Origin of the sequence: Candidatus Methylomirabilis sp., from assembly GCA_036000645.1 — a bacterium.
Lineage (GTDB): Bacteria > Methylomirabilota > Methylomirabilia > Methylomirabilales > JACPAU01 > JACPAU01.
Genome location: DASYVA010000062.1, coordinates 30,683 through 47,148 on the forward strand (window position 1 = coordinate 30,683; position 16,466 = coordinate 47,148).

General features: G+C 71.8%; 18 protein-coding genes. 4 read left to right on the forward strand and 14 right to left on the reverse strand.

Features of this window, described 5'->3' with window-relative positions; translation table 11 throughout:
* Positions 1–19: 19 nt before the first annotated feature.
* The 11 genes from VGT06_03785 to VGT06_03835 all read right to left on the reverse strand — a co-directional run bounded on the left by VGT06_03785 (position 20) and on the right by VGT06_03835 (position 9,322).
* Complete coding sequence (locus VGT06_03785) at positions 20–814, reverse strand: SDR family oxidoreductase (protein HEV8662253.1); 795 nt, start codon at positions 812–814, stop codon at positions 20–22.
* A gap of 10 nt (positions 815–824) precedes the next feature.
* Positions 825–1,526, reverse strand: coding sequence for a PIG-L family deacetylase (locus tag VGT06_03790; GenBank protein ID HEV8662254.1), 702 nt, complete (start codon positions 1,524–1,526; stop codon positions 825–827).
* A gap of 21 nt (positions 1,527–1,547) precedes the next feature.
* A complete protein-coding gene (locus VGT06_03795) occupies positions 1,548–2,078 on the reverse strand; it encodes a metallophosphoesterase family protein (GenBank protein HEV8662255.1) in 531 nt (176 codons plus the stop codon).
* Positions 2,079–2,156: 78 nt separating this feature from the next.
* The gene (locus tag VGT06_03800; GenBank protein ID HEV8662256.1) at positions 2,157–3,056 is read right to left on the reverse strand and encodes a S1C family serine protease; all 900 of its coding nucleotides are present in this window, start codon (positions 3,054–3,056) and stop codon (positions 2,157–2,159) included.
* 15 nt (positions 3,057–3,071) lie between these two features.
* A complete protein-coding gene (locus tag VGT06_03805) occupies positions 3,072–4,235 on the reverse strand; it encodes a Xaa-Pro peptidase family protein (protein ID HEV8662257.1) in 1,164 nt (387 codons plus the stop codon).
* The gene (locus VGT06_03810) at positions 4,232–4,825 is read right to left on the reverse strand and encodes a CoA pyrophosphatase (protein HEV8662258.1); all 594 of its coding nucleotides are present in this window, start codon (positions 4,823–4,825) and stop codon (positions 4,232–4,234) included. Before VGT06_03810 ends, VGT06_03805 begins: the two co-directional genes overlap by 4 nt.
* Entirely contained in the window at positions 4,767–5,303 is a 537-nt protein-coding gene (locus tag VGT06_03815) for an NUDIX hydrolase (protein HEV8662259.1), read from the reverse strand. The genes VGT06_03810 and VGT06_03815 overlap by 59 nt, the downstream gene beginning before the upstream one ends.
* 90 nt (positions 5,304–5,393) lie before the next feature.
* A complete protein-coding gene (locus VGT06_03820) occupies positions 5,394–6,182 on the reverse strand; it encodes an ABC transporter permease (protein HEV8662260.1) in 789 nt (262 codons plus the stop codon).
* On the reverse strand, positions 6,163–7,104 hold the full coding sequence (locus VGT06_03825; protein ID HEV8662261.1) for an ABC transporter ATP-binding protein: 942 nt from the start codon (positions 7,102–7,104) through the stop codon (positions 6,163–6,165). The genes VGT06_03820 and VGT06_03825 overlap by 20 nt, the downstream gene beginning before the upstream one ends.
* A gap of 421 nt (positions 7,105–7,525) precedes the next feature.
* Positions 7,526–8,278 carry a fumarylacetoacetate hydrolase family protein gene (locus tag VGT06_03830; protein HEV8662262.1) on the reverse strand — a complete coding sequence of 251 codons (753 nt, stop codon included), beginning with the start codon at positions 8,276–8,278 and terminating at the stop codon, positions 7,526–7,528.
* A 36-nt stretch (positions 8,279–8,314) separates the two neighbouring features.
* Entirely contained in the window at positions 8,315–9,322 is a 1,008-nt protein-coding gene (locus VGT06_03835) for an ABC transporter substrate-binding protein (GenBank protein ID HEV8662263.1), read from the reverse strand.
* A 350-nt stretch (positions 9,323–9,672) separates the two neighbouring features.
* Here VGT06_03835 and VGT06_03840 point away from each other — a divergent pair, with 350 nt between their 5' ends.
* Together VGT06_03840 and VGT06_03845 are read left to right on the forward strand one after the other, a co-directional pair.
* The gene (locus VGT06_03840; protein HEV8662264.1) at positions 9,673–11,238 is read left to right on the forward strand and encodes a TldD/PmbA family protein; all 1,566 of its coding nucleotides are present in this window, start codon (positions 9,673–9,675) and stop codon (positions 11,236–11,238) included.
* 19 nt (positions 11,239–11,257) lie between these two features.
* A complete protein-coding gene (locus VGT06_03845; GenBank protein ID HEV8662265.1) occupies positions 11,258–12,784 on the forward strand; it encodes a metallopeptidase TldD-related protein in 1,527 nt (508 codons plus the stop codon).
* On the opposite strand, the gene VGT06_03850 is transcribed toward VGT06_03845, so the two are convergent.
* Positions 12,781–13,473: an RraA family protein gene (locus tag VGT06_03850; protein HEV8662266.1), complete on the reverse strand. Its 693-nt coding sequence runs from the start codon at positions 13,471–13,473 to the stop codon at positions 12,781–12,783. The two genes, VGT06_03845 and VGT06_03850, sit on opposite strands and share 4 nt — an antisense overlap.
* Positions 13,474–13,502: 29 nt before the next feature.
* On the reverse strand, positions 13,503–14,399 hold the full coding sequence (locus tag VGT06_03855; protein ID HEV8662267.1) for a S1C family serine protease: 897 nt from the start codon (positions 14,397–14,399) through the stop codon (positions 13,503–13,505).
* Between VGT06_03855 and nth the strand changes: the two genes are divergently transcribed.
* Together nth and VGT06_03865 are read left to right on the forward strand one after the other, a co-directional pair.
* Entirely contained in the window at positions 14,398–15,084 is a 687-nt protein-coding gene (gene nth / locus VGT06_03860) for an endonuclease III (GenBank protein ID HEV8662268.1), read from the forward strand. The genes VGT06_03855 and nth overlap by 2 nt on opposite strands.
* A gap of 247 nt (positions 15,085–15,331) precedes the next feature.
* Positions 15,332–15,931: a cupin domain-containing protein gene (locus tag VGT06_03865; protein HEV8662269.1), complete on the forward strand. Its 600-nt coding sequence runs from the start codon at positions 15,332–15,334 to the stop codon at positions 15,929–15,931.
* A 51-nt stretch (positions 15,932–15,982) separates the two neighbouring features.
* On the opposite strand, the gene VGT06_03870 is transcribed toward VGT06_03865, so the two are convergent.
* A partial coding sequence (locus VGT06_03870) for a lipocalin family protein (protein ID HEV8662270.1) occupies positions 15,983–16,466 on the reverse strand: 484 nt, incomplete at its 5' end.

The following is a 16,466-nucleotide window of genomic DNA, read 5'->3' on the forward strand; positions in this document are numbered from 1 at the left end:
CCCCCCGGGGCCCCGCGCGCTAATAGGTGACGCCGCGGGTGGCCCCACCGTCCACCGCGATGGTCGTCCCGGTCACGTAGGAGGCCCGCTCCGAGGCCAGGAAGGTGACCATGGCCGCCACCTCCTCCGGTTCGGCGATCCGCCCGAGCGGCATCCGGGCGCCTTCTTCCCGGATGGCCACCTCCAGGCTCTTCCCCTCGGCAGCCGCCCGCGCTGCGACCCGCTTTTCCCAGCGGGAGGTGCGGGTGGTGCTGGGGTGCACGGCCGTGACCAGGATGTTGTGCGGCGCGCCCAGGTCCGCCAGGGCCTTGGTGAAGTTCACGATCGCAGCGTTGCCCGTCCCGCCCGTCATGAAGGTCGGCACGGGGTTGCGGGCGGCGACGCCGACGATATTGATAATCCGCCCCCACCGCTGTCGTTGCATGTGGGAGAAGACCTCCCGGCTCAGGCGGATGGTGGCGAAGAGCTTCCCGTTCCAGTCGGCCCAGTACTGCTCGTCCGGAACGGTGAGGAAGTCCCCCCGCTGCGTGCTGCCGGCGTTGTTGACCAGAATGTCCACGCGCCCGAAGGTCGCCACCGTCCGGGCTGCCACCGTCCGGACCCCGTCACCCTGGGCCAAGTCGGCCACCACGGCCAACACCTCGGCGCCCGTCTCCGCCCGGATCCGCCCGGCCGCCTCCTCCAGGGTGGTCGCGGTCCGGGCGCAGATGCTGAGGCGTGTCCCCTCCAGGGCCAACGCGCGGGCGATGGCCAGGCCGATCCCCTGGCTCGCCCCCGTCACCAGTGCCACCTTCCCCTTCAGGCCGAGATCCATCCGGTCTCCTTCACGCGAAGAGGGGGAGCGGGTCCTCCAGGCGCAGCGCGTCCTGGACGTAGAAGGCCTGGCCATACTTCGCGCCGATGAGCGCCCCGTAGTACCCGGCGGTAGCCTCGAGGCGACTCGGGAAGAAGGGAGGGCGGTCGGTCCGGTTGAATTGGGAGGCGTGCGCGCGCATCGCCTCGATCGCCTCGGGGAACTCCTCGTCCACCGGGACGATGAAGGTGGGGCGGAAGTAGGGGGCCAGGAAGTAGTAGAAGACCTTCTTGACGACGTGGGGCTTCCCCTGGGCCGGGAACTTCTCCAGGTGGGCGAAGTTCGCGGCGTGGCTCGCCAGGTGACCGCCCGTGATGTGGTCGGCGTGGCCGCGGCCCCGGCCCGGCTCCAGGCCGTAGTAGGGGGCGAGGACCACCGCCGGCCGGTACTTCCGGATCAGGGAGGCCACGGCCACGCGATTGTCGAAGGAGTCCTCGAGGCGCGTGTCCCCCAGGTTCAGGATCTCGAAGGCGTCCACCTTGAGGCCGGCCGCGGCCTCCGCCGCCTCCTTCCGCCGCTGGTCGGGGGTCCCGCTCCCCATGTCCCCCTCCGTCAGGCAGAGGATTCCGGTCCGATGGCCCCGCTTCTTCATCTTCAGGAGGAATGCCCCGGTCCCGATCTCGGCGTCGTCGGGATGGGCCCCAATGCTCAGGAAGTCCAGCGCTGTCGGCATCCGCGCTCTCCTCGATGGGGGTCAGCCCCCCACCTCGGGCAGGGGGAAAATCTCGGTGGCCAGCTTCTCCCCGGTGACGGTGAGACGGGCCACGGAGCGGGGCAGGCCGAAGCGCCGGGGCCCGGCCCCCCCGGGGTTCAGGAACAGGATCCCGTCGTGCACCGCCCGGTAGGGACGATGCGTGTGGCCGAAGCAGACCGCGTGGGGGCGGACCCGCCTCAGCAGGTCGCGGACGGCCGGGTCCGGGGCCTCCGGCCGGCCGATCTGGTGGAGCAACAAGAGGCGGGCCGTCCCCACCCGCTCCACCCGGTGCCAGGGATGCCTTTCGTCCAGGACTCCCCGGTCGGCGTTCCCCATGACCGCCCGGACCGGCGCCACAAGCGCCAGCGCCGCCAGCACCCCCTCGTCCCCGATGTCCCCCGCATGCAGGATCAGGCCGACGCCGGCGAAGAGGCGGAAGACAGCCGGGTCCAACCGGCCGTGGGTATCCGCGATGAGGCCGACCAGGTGCCGCCCGCCCCGTCCTCCGGAGCTAGCAGGTGAAGCCCCGATCGCTCTCCACCCCTATCCCGGCGTCCCCCACCCCGTCTTGGGATGCGGAGCACGCCGTCCCATGCCACGGACCCCTCCTCACCGGAAAAACACCTCCCGCTCCCCGCTCCGGAGGCTTACCTTCAGGCGCTCCTCTTCGCGACGGATCGTGAGGGTCACCTGCTCCCCCGCGCGGTACTTCCACAGCTCCTCGTAGAGGTCGCGGCGGCCGCTCACACTGCAGAACCCGACCTCCCGGATCCGGTCCCCCGGTTTCAGGCCGCCGACCTCCGCGGGTCCGCCGGGGACCAGGCCGGAGATGAGCACCTCCCCCTCGTCGCCCCGCACGTAGCATCCCAGCCAGGCGCGGTGCGGCCGGCTGACGATCCCCCCGTGCTCCAGCAGCTCGAGCCGGTGCAGCCGGTAGGCCTCCACGGGGATGGCCAGGCTGGCCTGGCCGACCCCCTCCAGGGTCAGCGAGACGCTTCCCACCATCAGGCCCCGGCTGTCGAAGAGGGGCCCGCCGCCGTACCCGGGGTTCTCCGCGGTGGAGACGATGGCGCGATCCAGCATGTACTCCCACTCCGCGTCGAACTCCCCCAGGTAGGTGACCAACCCCCCGCTCCCCCGCCGCTCAGCCTGGCCGGTGCTCCCCACCGCAAAGACCGGGTCCCCGAGCGTGAGATCCAGGGACGAGCCCATCCGAAGGGCCAGGAGGCCCGCCTCCTCCACCCGCAGGAGGGCCAGACCGCTGTCGTAGTCCTGGGCAGCCACGCCCGCCTCGACCGTCCGACCGTCCGTGAGGCCCACGGTGATCTCCTCCGCGCCCAACACCAGGTAATTGACGGTGAGGATATAGCCGCGGCCATCCACCACGGCCCCGCTTCCCATCCGCTCCTCCCCCAGGATGGGGATCGAGCGGTGTCCTTCCCGGATCCGGACGGCCACGGCGACCGTCCCGGGGAGGACGTCCTGGATGAGGTCCGGGGGGGCGTCCATGGGCCGTCCCGCCCCCTACCAGAGACGGGTGGGGGCATGGGTGATGACCTCGGGTCTCCCCTCCGTCACCAGAATCTCCTGCTCCACGCAGACGCCCCCCAGTTCGGGGACGTAGATTCCCGGCTCGACGCAGAGAGCCATGCCGGGTCGAAGCGGCGTCGCGACGCCCGGGAGGAGATAGGGCTCCTCGACGGTCTCGAGGCCGATCGCGTGGCCGGCGAAGGGACGGGCGTACCCCCCGAACCCCGCCGCCGCAATCCGGTCGTGGGCAACGGCCACGAGATGCTCGGCGGGGACGCCGGGCCGGGCAGCCTCCACCGCCGCCGTGGTCGCCTCCAGGCCCGCCTCCAACAGGCGGCGTTGCTCCGGGGAGACTTCCCCCGCCACCGTCGTCCGGAGGACATCGAACTGGTACCCCTGGCGGGCGCCGATCAGATCCAGCGTCACCATCTCCCCCTGGCCGATCACCCGATCCGTTGCCTGGGGCCACCGCGAGGTCCAGGTGGCCCACGGGCCCGAGTGGACCCGGAGGTACCGGACGAAGTCTGCGCCGGCCAGCAGTGCCGCGCCGACCCCCGCCGCGCAGACCTCCCGCTCCGACACGCCGGGCTTCACGGCGCTGACCGCCGCCGCGAGTCCCGCGGCGGCCACGGCCGCCGCCTGCCGCAGCAGATCCTGCTCGGCCGGACTCTTCACCTGGCGCATCCCGTTCACGATCTCTTCCGCCGGCTCCCAGGTGACGGCGGGGAGGGCGGCCGCCATCTCGCGGAACAGGGTCAGCGGGAGGATGTCCGCGCCGGCCAGCCCGATCCGGGCCGTCGCCAACCCCCGCCCCTGCACGACACCGGCGAGGGCCCGGGGAAGGTCGCTGCTCACCTCCACCGCCTCCACCGCCACGAGGTCCCGCCGGACCGCGGGCCCGTCCGCCACCAGGATGGGGGCTCCCTGCTGCGGGAGGAGCAATGCGGCGTGCCCCAGCCCCCGCATCGCCCCGCTCACCACGGCCGTCGGGAACGGGGGAAAGTGATTCGTGAGGTAGGCCAGACTCCCCGGCCGGTCATAGAAGGCTCGGCCGACCACGAGCAGGGCGGCGAGGCCGCGGGCCGCGCAGGCCCGCCGCGCCTCCTCCTGCCGGGCCGCGAACTCCTCCGGGGGGATCCCCAGCGCCTCGGCGCTCATTGCCCCTCCCTCCCCCCGGCCGGTCCGGGGGCGAAGAGGAGATCCAGGAGCTCCCGGAGGATCCGCGCCGTCGCCCCCCAGATGACCTCGGTGCCGGCCCGGTAGAAGTACACGGGAAACGTCCGCCCGTCCCGCTCCCACTGCTCCTCCCGGAAGTTCGCCGGCTCCCGAAGCAGGGCCAGCGACACGGGGAGGATGGCCTCCACCTCGGCCGGATGGGGGGCGAGCTCCGTGCCGGGGCGGACCCACGCGACGAACGGGCGGATGCAGAAGCGGGAGGTCGCCGTGACGGCGTCGCTCAGGGCCCCCAGGACCTCCACGTCCGCCCGCCGGAGGCTGATCTCCTCCTCCGCCTCCCGGAGGGCCGTGGCCAACAGGTCGGCGTCGGTCGGCTCCCACGTGCCGCCGGGGAACGCGATCTGTCCGCCGTGCAGGTGCAGGGTCGCGCTCCGGCGAACGAGGAGCACGCGCGGCCCCGCGGCGCCGCCGGTCAGCGGGACCAGGACGGCGGCCCGGCGCAGCCCGGTCCCCTCAGCGGGAGGGTTCCGCCGGTTGGCCAGGACCCTCCGCAGCGCCGCCAGCTCCAGCATCCTCTCCCTCGGCCGGCGGCGCCGGGGTGCCGGGGATCCGCTCCTGGAGGAGGCCCCAAGCCCGCCGGAGGATCTGCCGCTCGTTGTCGTGGCTGAGGCGCTCGTACGCCTCGGGGAGGAGGACCCAGCGAACCTCCTCCACCTCCTGATCATGGTCGCCGGGCCGGCCCCCGGCGTACTCCAGCAGGTAGAAGTGCACGGTCTTGTGGACGCGGGCCCGGGCCTCCTTCTCGTAGAACCAGTACTGGACGCTGCCCAGCGGGGCGACGAGCGCCCCGTCCAGGCCGGTCTCCTCCCGGACCTCCCGGCGGGCGGTCAGCTCCACATCCTCCCCCGGCTCCACCGTCCCCTTGGGGAGCCCCCAGACGCTCCCCTGCCGGGTCCCGATGAGCGCCACCTCCGGCAGCCCCTCCTGGACCCGGAAGATCACGCCCCCCGCCGAGACATGCCGGCGCACCGGGGCGCGCGCCCCTCTCATCCTCCCCCGTGGCTCGGCCACGCGCGCTCCTTTCGCCGCGGGCGATTCGGCGATTATAGCCGTCCCGGGCTGGACGGCCAAGAGATCGGGTCACTCCGAGAGGCGGAGGAGCATGCCGCTCCGTCGCGCGGAGCGCGAAGCCCAGTGGAGCCCGAGACCCCCCGCCGCCAGGTAGGCCACCCCCCAGGCGAACCCCGCCGCCCAGGGAGCCGAGACAGTCGGCGCGAAGCCATAGCCTGCCCGGAACCCCTCCAGGATGCCGGTCAGGGGGAGGGCGCGACCGACCGCCGCCAGCGGAGCCGGGAGCACGCCCACCGGGTAGTAGACCCCGCACAGGACCATCAGCATGCTGACAAGCGACCAGGCCGCCACCTCCGCCCGGTAGCCGAAGCAGAGGACCAGGATGCAGACCAGGACCCCCACGGCACCCGCGCTGAGGAGGCAGCCGAGGAGGAAGAGGACCAGCGGGAGGGGGCCGGCCTTCAAGAAATCGAAACCGAAGGCCCAGGTGCTGAAGCTCGCCATCACCAAGAAGGCCAGCACCCCCCGGACGGCGCCCACGGCCCAGGAGCCGGCCACCAGATGCCCTACCCCGATCGGGGCCAGGAACTGGTGCTTCACGCTCTTGCTCCACATGTCGAAGAGCAGGCCGTAGGCCACGTCCAGCTGACAGACCTGGACCACGCTGAGGGCGATGGTCCCGGTGAGGACGAAGGCGGTGGTATCGGGGTCCAGGGCCAGGAAGCGGGTCAAGAGGCCGAGCGAGGCCAGCCCCACCGCAGGCCAGAAGAGGACCTCGAAGAGGGTGAAGGCATTGCGGCGGGTCATCCGGAGGTTCCGGACGAAGAATGCCCCCGCCTTAATGATGTGGCTTGGCATACTCGACAAAGACGTCCTCCAGGTCGGGCTCGACGACGCGGAGCTGCTCGACCCGCACGCCACCCGCTTGGAGCAGGCCGAGGAGGCTCGGGAGGCGGGCGGCGGCTTCGTCCACGGTGCAGGTGAGCTGGCCGTCCTGAACCACCCACCGGAGCAAGCCCGGGAGGCCGGCCAGGTCGGGCAGCGGCCCCGTGGTCCGGAGATGGACGGCGTCCCCCAGCCCGAGGCCCCGCTTGAGCTCGGCCGGAGGTCCCTCGGCCAGGATCATGCCCCGCTTGAGGAACGCCACCCGGTCGCACAGCTGCTCCGCCTCCCGCATGTAATGGGTGCAGAGGAGGATGGTGACCCCCTCGGATGCCCGCAGCGCGGCGATCTGTGCCCGAACCTTCAGGGCCATGTCCGGGTCGAGACCGACGGTCGGCTCGTCCAACAGGAGGACCTCGGGGCGGTTGACGAGGCCCTTGGCGAGCGCCAGCCGCTGCTTCAGGCCCGTGGAGAGCTCATTGTAGGGCACGGCCCGATACGGTGTGAGCTCGCACCAGTCGAGCAGCTCCTCGACGCGCAGCCGCCGCGCCCGGGCCGGCAGCCCGTAGAGGCGGGCGTAGAAGTCGAGAATCTCCGCGACCCGCAGGCTCCAGACGAAGTTCGCGTGCCCGCTGACGAGGTTGAGGCGCCGCCGGATTGCCCCCGGCTCCCGCATGAGGTCGTGCCCGAGGAGGGCGGCCCGACCGGCGTCGGGGGTGAGGATGGTCGCCAGGATGGAGAGGAGGGTCGTCTTGCCGGCGCCGTTCGGCCCCACGATGCCGTAGATGGTCCCGGGGGCGACCCGGAGGGAGACCCCGGTGAGCGCCTCACGGCGGCGCGGCCGGAGCCACCCGGTCACGAAGGTCTTCCGCAGCCCCTCTGCCTCCACCGCCCACATGGAGCCCTCCGCGTGTCTCTCCAGGATACCCCAACCGCGGGGGCGTTTCCACGCCGGGCGCTCCCGGGGGAGCCCGACCCCAAAAGAAATTCGGCCGGGAAAGCCCGCTGGGGTGTGGCAATTGGGGGGCACACCCCTTCGGACTTTCCCGGCCTGGGATGCAGCGCTCGGGAGGGAGGGATCGACGCGCCGCATTCCCATGCCCCGAGGCCGAGGCAAGTGCTCGAACCCCTCCCCGGGACACCATCCAGGTGGCCGGCTGCTGCGCCGGCTATCCAATCCTGATTGCGCTCTCCGGTCGCTACCGGGCCGCCGCCGGGATTCCTCCAGGACAACTGGTGCCGACTATTCTAGTGTACCTTGCCCGCGGCTTCCCGGCTACCCCTTTCGCCTTCGGTCCGTCCCGCCCTGCCTGCGCCCCCTAGATCACCCGGTTGCGCAGAACGCCGATCCCCTCGATCTCCACCTCCACCACATCGCCGCGCTTGAGCGGCCCCACGCCGGGGGGGGTCCCGGTCACGATGACGTCCCCGGGGGAGAGCGTCATGACCTGGGAGACAAAGGCCACCAGCGTCGGCACGTCGAAGATGAGCTGATCGGTGTTGGAGGACTGCCGGACCTCGCCGCCCACCCGCGCCTCGATGTGCAGCCGGTGCGGATCGAGGCCCGTGGCGACGCAGGGCCCCAGGGGCGCGAAGGTGTCGAAGGACTTGGCGCGCGTCCACTGGCCGTCCTTCTTCTGGAGGTCCCGGGCAGTGACGTCGTTGTGGCAGGTATAGCCCAGGACGTAGCGGAGGGCCTGGCCGCGGGGGATGTTCCGGCCCTTGCGCTTCATCACGATGGCCAGCTCGGCCTCGTAGTCCACCCGCTGCGCGACGGCCGGATAGACGATCCTGTCTCCGGGACCGATGAGGGCCGTGAGCGGTTTGAGGAAGAGGATCGGCTCGTCCGGGATGGGGTGGCCGAACTCGGCGGCGTGGTCCCGGTAATTGAGCCCCACGGCGACGATCTTCGTCGGCTCGCAGGGGGGGAGGAGGCGGACCCGGGCGAGTGGATAACTCGTCCGAGTGCGCCGGTACCGGCCGTAGATGCTCCCCCGGATCTCTGTGACCCGCCCATCCTCCAGGATGCCATAGCGGGGCGTCCCCCCTGCCCGGAACCGGACGAACTTCATTTCGCTTCCTCGCGGGTTGAGGCCCGGGGGGGGCCCCTAGGGGAGAAACGCCGGGGTGTAGACTTCCAGCAGCGCGAAGGTCCGCGGGAGCTGTCCCCCCGCCGCCATCAGCCTCTGGGTGACGTCCAGGGCTCGCTGGCTCATCCGCCCGTGCGGGGGGAAGGCCCCCTTCAGGGAGGCGACGGCCGCCAGCAGGACCCCCCTGGGGAACTTGCCCAGCGGGGTCTGCTGGAGAACCTCGGTGATCTCCTCCGGGCTCCGGTCGGTGATGTACCGGCTCCCCTTCAGGAGGGCCCGGACCATCCGGCGGACCGTGTCGGGGTGCTGCCGGGCGTACTCCTGCCGGACCAGAAGGCTCTCCAGCATGTACTCGCCGAGCTCCGAGTCCTCCCCCCTGGCCAGGTTGAAGAGCATGAGCGCGGTTCCCCGATCCACCGCCGTTTCCGGAACTGGAACGGTCTCGACGAGCACGTCGATCTTCCGCTGCTCGAGCGCCGCCAGGAGGACCGGCCCGGCCCCGGCGGCGATCATCTGGACGTCCTGTTCGGGGGTGTAGCCCGCCCGGCTGACGAGGGACGCGGCCACCTGCCAGGGGAGGGCGCCAGGCCCGCTGACCCCGAAGGTGAGACCTCGGATCGCCTGGAGCCGCTCCGCGAAGGGGGTTCCCTCGGTAATCCTCCTGGCCTTGGCCACGTCCCGGTGAATGGCGACGTTGACCGCCACCTTGTCGCCGACGTTCGCGACGGCAAGGAGCCTCGCCCCCTTCTCCATCGCGAGGAGCTGGGAGGCGCCGCCGGCCACGGCGAAGTCCACCTCCCCGGCGATGAGGGCCTGTACCTCGCGCCCGTTGCCCCCCGTCGGAAGCTGGGTGACCTCCAGGCCCTGCTCCCTGAAGTAGCCCCGGGCCGAGGCCACGTAGGCCGGCAGGAACAGGGGGCTCTCCCCCGCCTGGGCGACCCTGATCTCCTTCGGCTCCGCCCCGGGGGCAGCCGGCGCGCGCACCGCCCCGACGGCCAAGGTCACCGCCAGGGGCAGGATCCCCACGGCTCGGCTCGCGCGGCGACGCCCCCGTCCTCGGGGTGCAGGCACCAGGGGAAGACCCCCCTCTCGCAAGAGCATGCGGCCCGCCCTCCCTTCGCACGCCGATCCGGCAGGAGGGCCTGGGGAGCGCGGAACAAGACCCGACCGGAGAGGACCGGGCACGTGGGTGCAGAACCTCGGCTGCGACGGGAAGCGAGCTCCGCGGCATGACGGACGCCGGCGGAGCGGGGCGATTATACCGACCAGGGTTGGAGTGTCAACGGGAAAGGCTCCCGGCGCAACGCCCTCGGTGCCCCCTCCCCTTCCCGGCAGCATTCCGTCGCGTATAATGGGGGAGCTCATGGGAACCGCAGATGCCATCGTTACACCTCGAGCTCATTGACGAGGTCCGGGAGCGGCTGAGCGCCCTGGCCACCGACCTCTCCCGCCGCCTGCCGGCCTGCCGGTACCTGGACATCCGGCTGGAAGTCCGGGAAGCCCAGGAGGCCAGTGCGGAGGACGGCCGCCCCCGGGCCTCGGGTCGCGAGGCCACCGCCGCCTTCGGCGTCCGGGTCATCGCGGGGGACCCGATGCCGGTCCCCGGATACATCGGGCGGAGCCTTGCGCCGGGCGAGACCCCCAACCTCTCCCGCCTGCTCCGGGCCGCCTGCCGCCGGGCCCACGCCAGGGCCGTGGCCGGCGCCGCGGGCAAGGCCGCCCTGCGCCGCGCCCTCCCCCGGCTCGCCCGCACGCTGGCCGATCTCCCCCTCGCTCCGATCCCGGTCCGACGGGACACTGTCCCCGCATCCTTCCGAGTCGACCCGCGGCAGGTCCCGCTCCAGGCGGTGGCCACACTCGCCCTCGAGACCTCCCGCAGCCTGCGGGACCAGCATCCCGCCCTCGTCCACAACGCCATTCACCTCGTGACGGAGCGAAGCCGACACTGCTTCGCCAGCTCGGAAGGGGCCTGCCTCGACCAGGGGCAGGCCCTGACCCAGGGCTGGGTCACCGTGGTCGCCGAGCGGAACGGCGTGAGCGAGGAGCTCTCCGATGTCCTCGGGCATCCCGGGGGGTGGGAGGTCCTGACCGACGGGGTCTTCACGCCCTACACCGCCCTCCCCCACTTCCCGGCCTTCACCTTCGCGCTGGCCGAGGACGCCCTCGCCCTGGCGGCGGCCCCCCCCTGCCCCACGAGTGCAGGGGAGGTGGTGATCGTCACGGACCCCCACTACAACGCACTGCTCAGCCACGAGATCGTGGGACATCCCTGCGAGGCCGACCGGGCCCTCAAGATGGAGGCCGCCTATGCCGGGCGATCCTGGCTCTTGACCGACCTCACGCGCCATCGCGTCGGGGAGCGGATCGCCTCCCCGCTGGTGACGGCCTACTCCGACCCGGCCCTGCCCGGATACGGCCAGTACCGCTACGACCACGAGGGGACCCCCGGAACGAAGGTCGTGCACATTGACGAGGGGCTGTTCCGCGGCTTCCTCCACAGCCGGCAGACCGCGGCGCTTCTGCAGGCGGCGCCGAACGGCGCCTACACCGCGACCGCCGCGAGCCTCGTCCCCCTCATCCGGATGAACAACACCGTCTTCGGCCCCGGCCGCAGTGACCCGGCGGAGATCCTCGCCGATGTGGAGGAGGGCTACTACCTGGTCGGGCACCGCACTCCCTCCATCGCGGAGTCCCGCGAGCAGTTCCGGATCTCGGCCATGAAAGTGTACGAGATCCGCCGGGGGGAGGTGGGGCGCCTCTACCGGGACGGGGGGCTGGCCGCCGGGAGCCGCGCCTTCCTCAGCGCGGTAGACGCGGTCGGCACCGACCTCTGCCTCTTCCCGATCCCGAACTGCGGCAAGGGCCAGCCGATGCAGACGAAGCGGGTGGGCAACGGCGGCCCGACGATGCGCAGCCGGGCCCGGCTCGTGGGAAGCGCCTGATCCTCGGGAGAATCCACTGATGAACGGGCGGCTCACGAAGGCGGTAGGGGAAGCGCTGGCCCACCTGCGATCCCTCCCTGACGTCCTCGAGGTGGAGGCCTACGCCTGCCGGAGCGCGCGCCTCACCGTCCGCCTGAACTACACCTCCCACCTGCCGTGCCACGGCCTGGAGGAGTCCAAGTCGGAGGAGGAGGCGGGCGTGGCGGTCCGCGCCCTCTTCCAGACGCCGGAGGGGTCCCGCGTCGGCTTCGGCTCCGCCTCCGGCCCCCCCACCGGCGCGGCCTGGGAGGAGGCCCTTGCCCGGGCCCGGCAGGGGGCCGTCGCCGATCCGGATTTCCCCGGGTTGCCGGCCGGGACGGGGGAGCGCCGGAGACTGCGACGGCACCACGACCCCGCCCTGCTCCACCTGTCCGACGAGGCCCTGGCGGCCGCAGGCTGGCGGGTGCTCGAGGGGGCGCTCCGGACCTTCGATGCCCCCGGCGCCCTCCGCGGCGCCGAGCCTGCCGCCCTCGGGCTCATCGTGGGCGGGGACGTGACCGTCCGCCAGGAGACGATGGCCGTCGGCTCGAGCCACCTGCCCGTGGAGGCCGATACCGCGGCGTCCGCCCTGGCGAACGTCACCGCGATGGTGGAGGCCTGGGACGCCAAGGGGACGGGGGGGCAGGTGGCGGCCCGGCTCGCGGACCTGACCGAAGCCCCAGGAGTGGAGGCGGCCTCCGCTGCCCTGGCCGCCCGCGGCGGAGTCCGCGTCCCCGGTGGAGTGGTCCCGGTGATCTTCGGACCGGCCGCCGTGGCCGACCTGCTCACCTACCTGATCCTCCCGTCGGTCTCCTTGGACCACCTCCTCCGGGGGACCTCCGCCTTCCAGGGCCAGGTGGGCCGGCAAATCGCCATGCCCGCGCTCTCCCTCGCGGACGACGGGGCCGCCCCCGGCCTGCCCGCGAGCCGCGGCATCACCTGCGAAGGGCTGCCGACGGGGCGAACCCGTCTGATCGAGCGGGGGGTCCTGGTCGGGACGCTCACGAACGCCTACGAGGCGGGGCGCGCCCTCCGCGACGCCACGGCGGCGGCCAAGCTCGGCTGCGAGCCGAAGGAGGTGCCGGAGGCGCTCGTCCCGCGCAACGGCTTCCGCCAGACGGGCGGGCTGCGCTCGGCCGAGGTTCCTCCGAGCATCGCCGCGACGAATGTCCTACTGACGGGGGAGCCGGCGGAGCCGCTTACCGCGCTCCTGGCCCGGGTGGGGCGGGGCCTCTACCTCGGGCGCCTCTGGTACACGTACCCCATCAACGGCCTCAGGGCCGGCGACTTCACCGGGACCGCAGTGGCCGACTCGTTCCTGATCCGGGACGGGCGGCTGGCGGAACCGCTCGCCGTCAACGCGGTCCGGGTGAACGACAACATCCGGCGGCTCCTCACGGCCATCCTGGGGGTGGGTGATACGGCGAGGTCGGTGGCGGGATGGGGGGCGGACGAGGTCATCCTCGCGCCGCCGGTGGCGGTGGCCGAGGTCCCCGTCGACGCGATCAGTTCCGGCGAACCCGTCTAACCCCGGACGCGGCGCCAGGTCGTCTTCAAACGCTCCGGGGTGAAGTCCGGCGCCTGGCAGGCGCCGATGATCTCCCGCTCCTGCCGCTCCACCGCGGCCGCCCCGTCCGGGATCTTCGCCGCGAGATCGAGAGGGACCTGCACGACGCCGTGGCGATCGGCATGGAGGAGATCGCCGGGCTGGACGAGCAGGCCGCCCACGCTCACGGGGCCGCCGAAGTCCACCAGGTGGACGTAGGCATGGGAGACCTGGACGTGGGCGGCGAAGAAGGCGAAGCCGAGAGCGGCGACCTCGACGAGGTCCCGCACGCCCCCGTCGGTGATGGTCCCCGCGCAGCCGAGCGCCCGGTGGATGTTGGCCTGCACCTCCCCCCAGAAGGCCCCGAGGGAGGGGCGATCCAGGTCCTGCATCACCACGACGCGCGGCTCGGGCAGGGTGAGGAGGTAGTCCCACCAGCGCTCGGGCGGGATGCGGCGTCCCTCCCCGGGGGGCCGGCCCGCCATGATGCGGGCCGTGGCGGCGTAGCCCACCAGTGGGGGCAGCTCCGGGAACATGCACCGGATCTCGGCCCGCATGAACCCCTCCGCGCGGGAGCGGTAGTTGAAGGTCTCGATGGCGTTCGCCACCGTCGGGCTCGAGAGCCGGCGGAGGTCCTCCAGAATGGCGAAGCTGAGCGGACCGGCGGGCATGGGACCTCCCTCGCGCGCTGGCGGCGCGGCTAGCGGTAGAACGCCGCCCGGTCGCCGGCCGTCACCTCGATGGCCTTCGGGGTTCCCCCCCGCAGCAGGCTGAGGAGGACCGGTTCCCCCGGGCGGTGCTTCCACAGTTCGGTGTAGAATTCCCGGCGGCTGGTCAGGCGGACCACATCGAGGCCGATGAGGAGATCTCCTTCCCGCACGCCGGCCCGGGCGGCGGGGGAGTCCGGGATGACCCCGACCACCTGCACCCCGCCGGCCCGTCCCTGGCTGAACAGCCCGAGCCACGCCCGGGGAGGGCGGCTCAGGATCCTCCCGTGCCGGAGGAGCTCCTCCCGGTGGTCGCGGTACAGGTCCACGGGAATCGCCAGCGAGGCCCGGGCCACCTCCGCGAGATTCAGGGAGACCACGCCCAGCATCCGCCCCCTCAGGTCGCACAGGGCGCCCCCGCCGAAACCGGGGTTCGCGGCATTCGCCTTGAGCGCCCGATCCAGCATGTACTCCCAGGCCGCGTCGAAGGGGCCTACCTCAATCAGATGGCCCCCCCGGACCCGCCGGGCCGTGGGGGCGGTGCTGGCGAGGAGGAAAACCGGTTGCCCCGGTGCCGCTGCTGCCGCTTCCCCCAGGGGGGCGGGCGGGCCGAGGCCCCGGGGGACCTTCACGAGCGCGAGCCCGCTGTCGAAATCCCGCGCCACCACCTCTCCAGTTGCCTGGCGGCCGTGCGGCCCGGTGACGGTGACGCCAGCGGCCCCGAGGGTGACGGAGTTCACCGTGAGGACCAGGTCCGCCTCGACCAGCGTCCCCGAGCCCATCCGCTCCGTCCCGAGGGGAACGACGGAGGGGTGGCTCGCCGGGACGGTCACCTCGAGGTGCACGCTCGACGGGACAACCTGCTGCGCCAACTGAGGAGCCGCATCCATGGCCGCTGCCCCTCCGCCCCGCCGCGCACGACGGGCCCTGGACATCAACACGATCGTCCGGACGTTGAAGCGGGCTGTCCGCGCCTGGGCCCCGCCCGCCGTCGCCCAGGTCCAGGCAGATCGCCCCGACCCATTCCGGGTCCTGGTCTCCTGCCTGCTCAGCCTCCGGACTAAGGATGCCGTGACCGAGGCGGCATCCCGGCGCCTCTTCGCCCTGGCCGACACGCCCGCCGCAATCCTCGCCCTGCCCCGCCGGACCATCGAGCGGACCATCTACCCGGTGTGTTTCTACCGGGTGAAGGCCCGCACCCTCCAGGAGGTCTCGCGGGATCTCCTGACCCGCTTCGGCGGCAGGGTCCCCGACACCCTGGAAGACCTGCTCACGCTGAAGGGGGTGGGGCGAAAGACGGCCAACCTGGTGGTGACGGTAGGCTACAACAAGGCTGGCATCTGCGTCGACACCCACGTCCATCGGATCAGCAACCGGTGGGGCTACGTCCGGACGAAAACCCCGGAGGCGACGGAGGAAGCCCTGCGGGCCACCCTTCCCCGGAGGCACTGGATCTCCTTCAACGACCTCCTCGTCCCCTTCGGCCAGAACTGCTGCAAGCCGATCTCCCCCCTCTGCAGCCAGTGCCCGGTCGAGGCCCACTGCGCCAAGGTGGGTGTGACCCACCACCGCTAGCCTCGCTTGCTCACCAGGGGCGACGGCTCCAGCAATCGTTGACAAGTAGTTGCAAATTCGCGAGGATCTCGCCTGCCGTAAGAATCTTGACCGTTGGGATATGCTGACCACCATACTCAATAGATGCGCCGACGCTCGCGGCCTCCGGGTCGCTCGCTGTCGGCGCATCGGGGCGGCGGCTCTCGCCCGCCGCCCCGTTAGGCGTCAGGCAGTAAGTTCGCAACAGCAGGGAAACCAAGGAGGCCACATGAAACGGATTCTCGTCGCTCTGATCGTGGTTTTGGCATCGGGATTATGGTCATTGCCATCGACGGCGATCGCCCAGCAGCCGCTTGTCATCAAGGCGAAGGCCGAAAAGAAAGTCGCGGAGTTGCCGGCTGGACCGCTCTTCTGGCGGATAGAGAACTTTACTGCGCTCGCGCACGCGCGGGCCGCCGCGGGCCCCTGGGCGTTGGTCGCCGAGTCGGCGGGCAAAGTCTGGCTCTTCACGCTCGGCCCGGCGGGTGGGTCATCCGCGGGCGGCACTACGGTTGCGGAATTGGGACCAATCCCCCGGATCGTTGCACCACAGTATCTCCTTCGGATCAACGAAGCCAGCGGCCCGCCGGGCAGCATTACGCCCGTGCATACTCATCCGGGCTCCGAGGCATTCTTCGTGCTGGCCGGGGAGCAAAGCATCCGGAGTCCCCACGGGGTGATGCGTGTCAAGGTTGGCCAGCCCGAAGCGGGTCAGGGTGCCAATATGCCTATGCAGGTCTCGAGCAGCGGCTCGACGGATCTGCACGCCCTGGTGATGTTTGTGGTGGACGCCACCAAACCGTTTTCATCTCCGGCCACTTTTCCGTGAGTGTCAGCGCCCGAAATCGTCCCGACCGTTTCCGGCCTTCGAGGGCTTGCCCTAGATCTTCTTCCGGAACGGCGCCGCGTAGCCCGTCATCTCCACGTAGCCCTGCCCCCGCACAGTCTGCCCGGCCCGCTCCCCCGTGACCCGCACACCCCCCTCCCAGTAGATGACCTGGGTGCTCTTCGCCGTGTCCAGTTCCTGGTCTGGGAAGAGGGGCGTGAGGGTGAGAGTCAGGGCCGATCCCGGGACGCGGATCCGCCAGCCCATGGGGTAGATCCCCCCGCTCCGCGGGCTCCTCCAGCGGCCGAGGGGCTCGACGGCAAACTCGGCAAGGGCGAGGGCGCGGGCCGTCCCGTCGGGGGCGACGAGCGTCCCGCTCGAGAAGGGATCGGGGCGCCCGTCCCGGTGGCGGATGAGGTAAAGCATGAGATCCGTCCCGTCCTCGAGCTGGACGCTGAACCAGTCCCACCCCACCTGCTCGGGCGACAGCTCCGTCGAGCCGAACTCGTGGTCCATCCAGGCGAGGCCGGTGACGGGC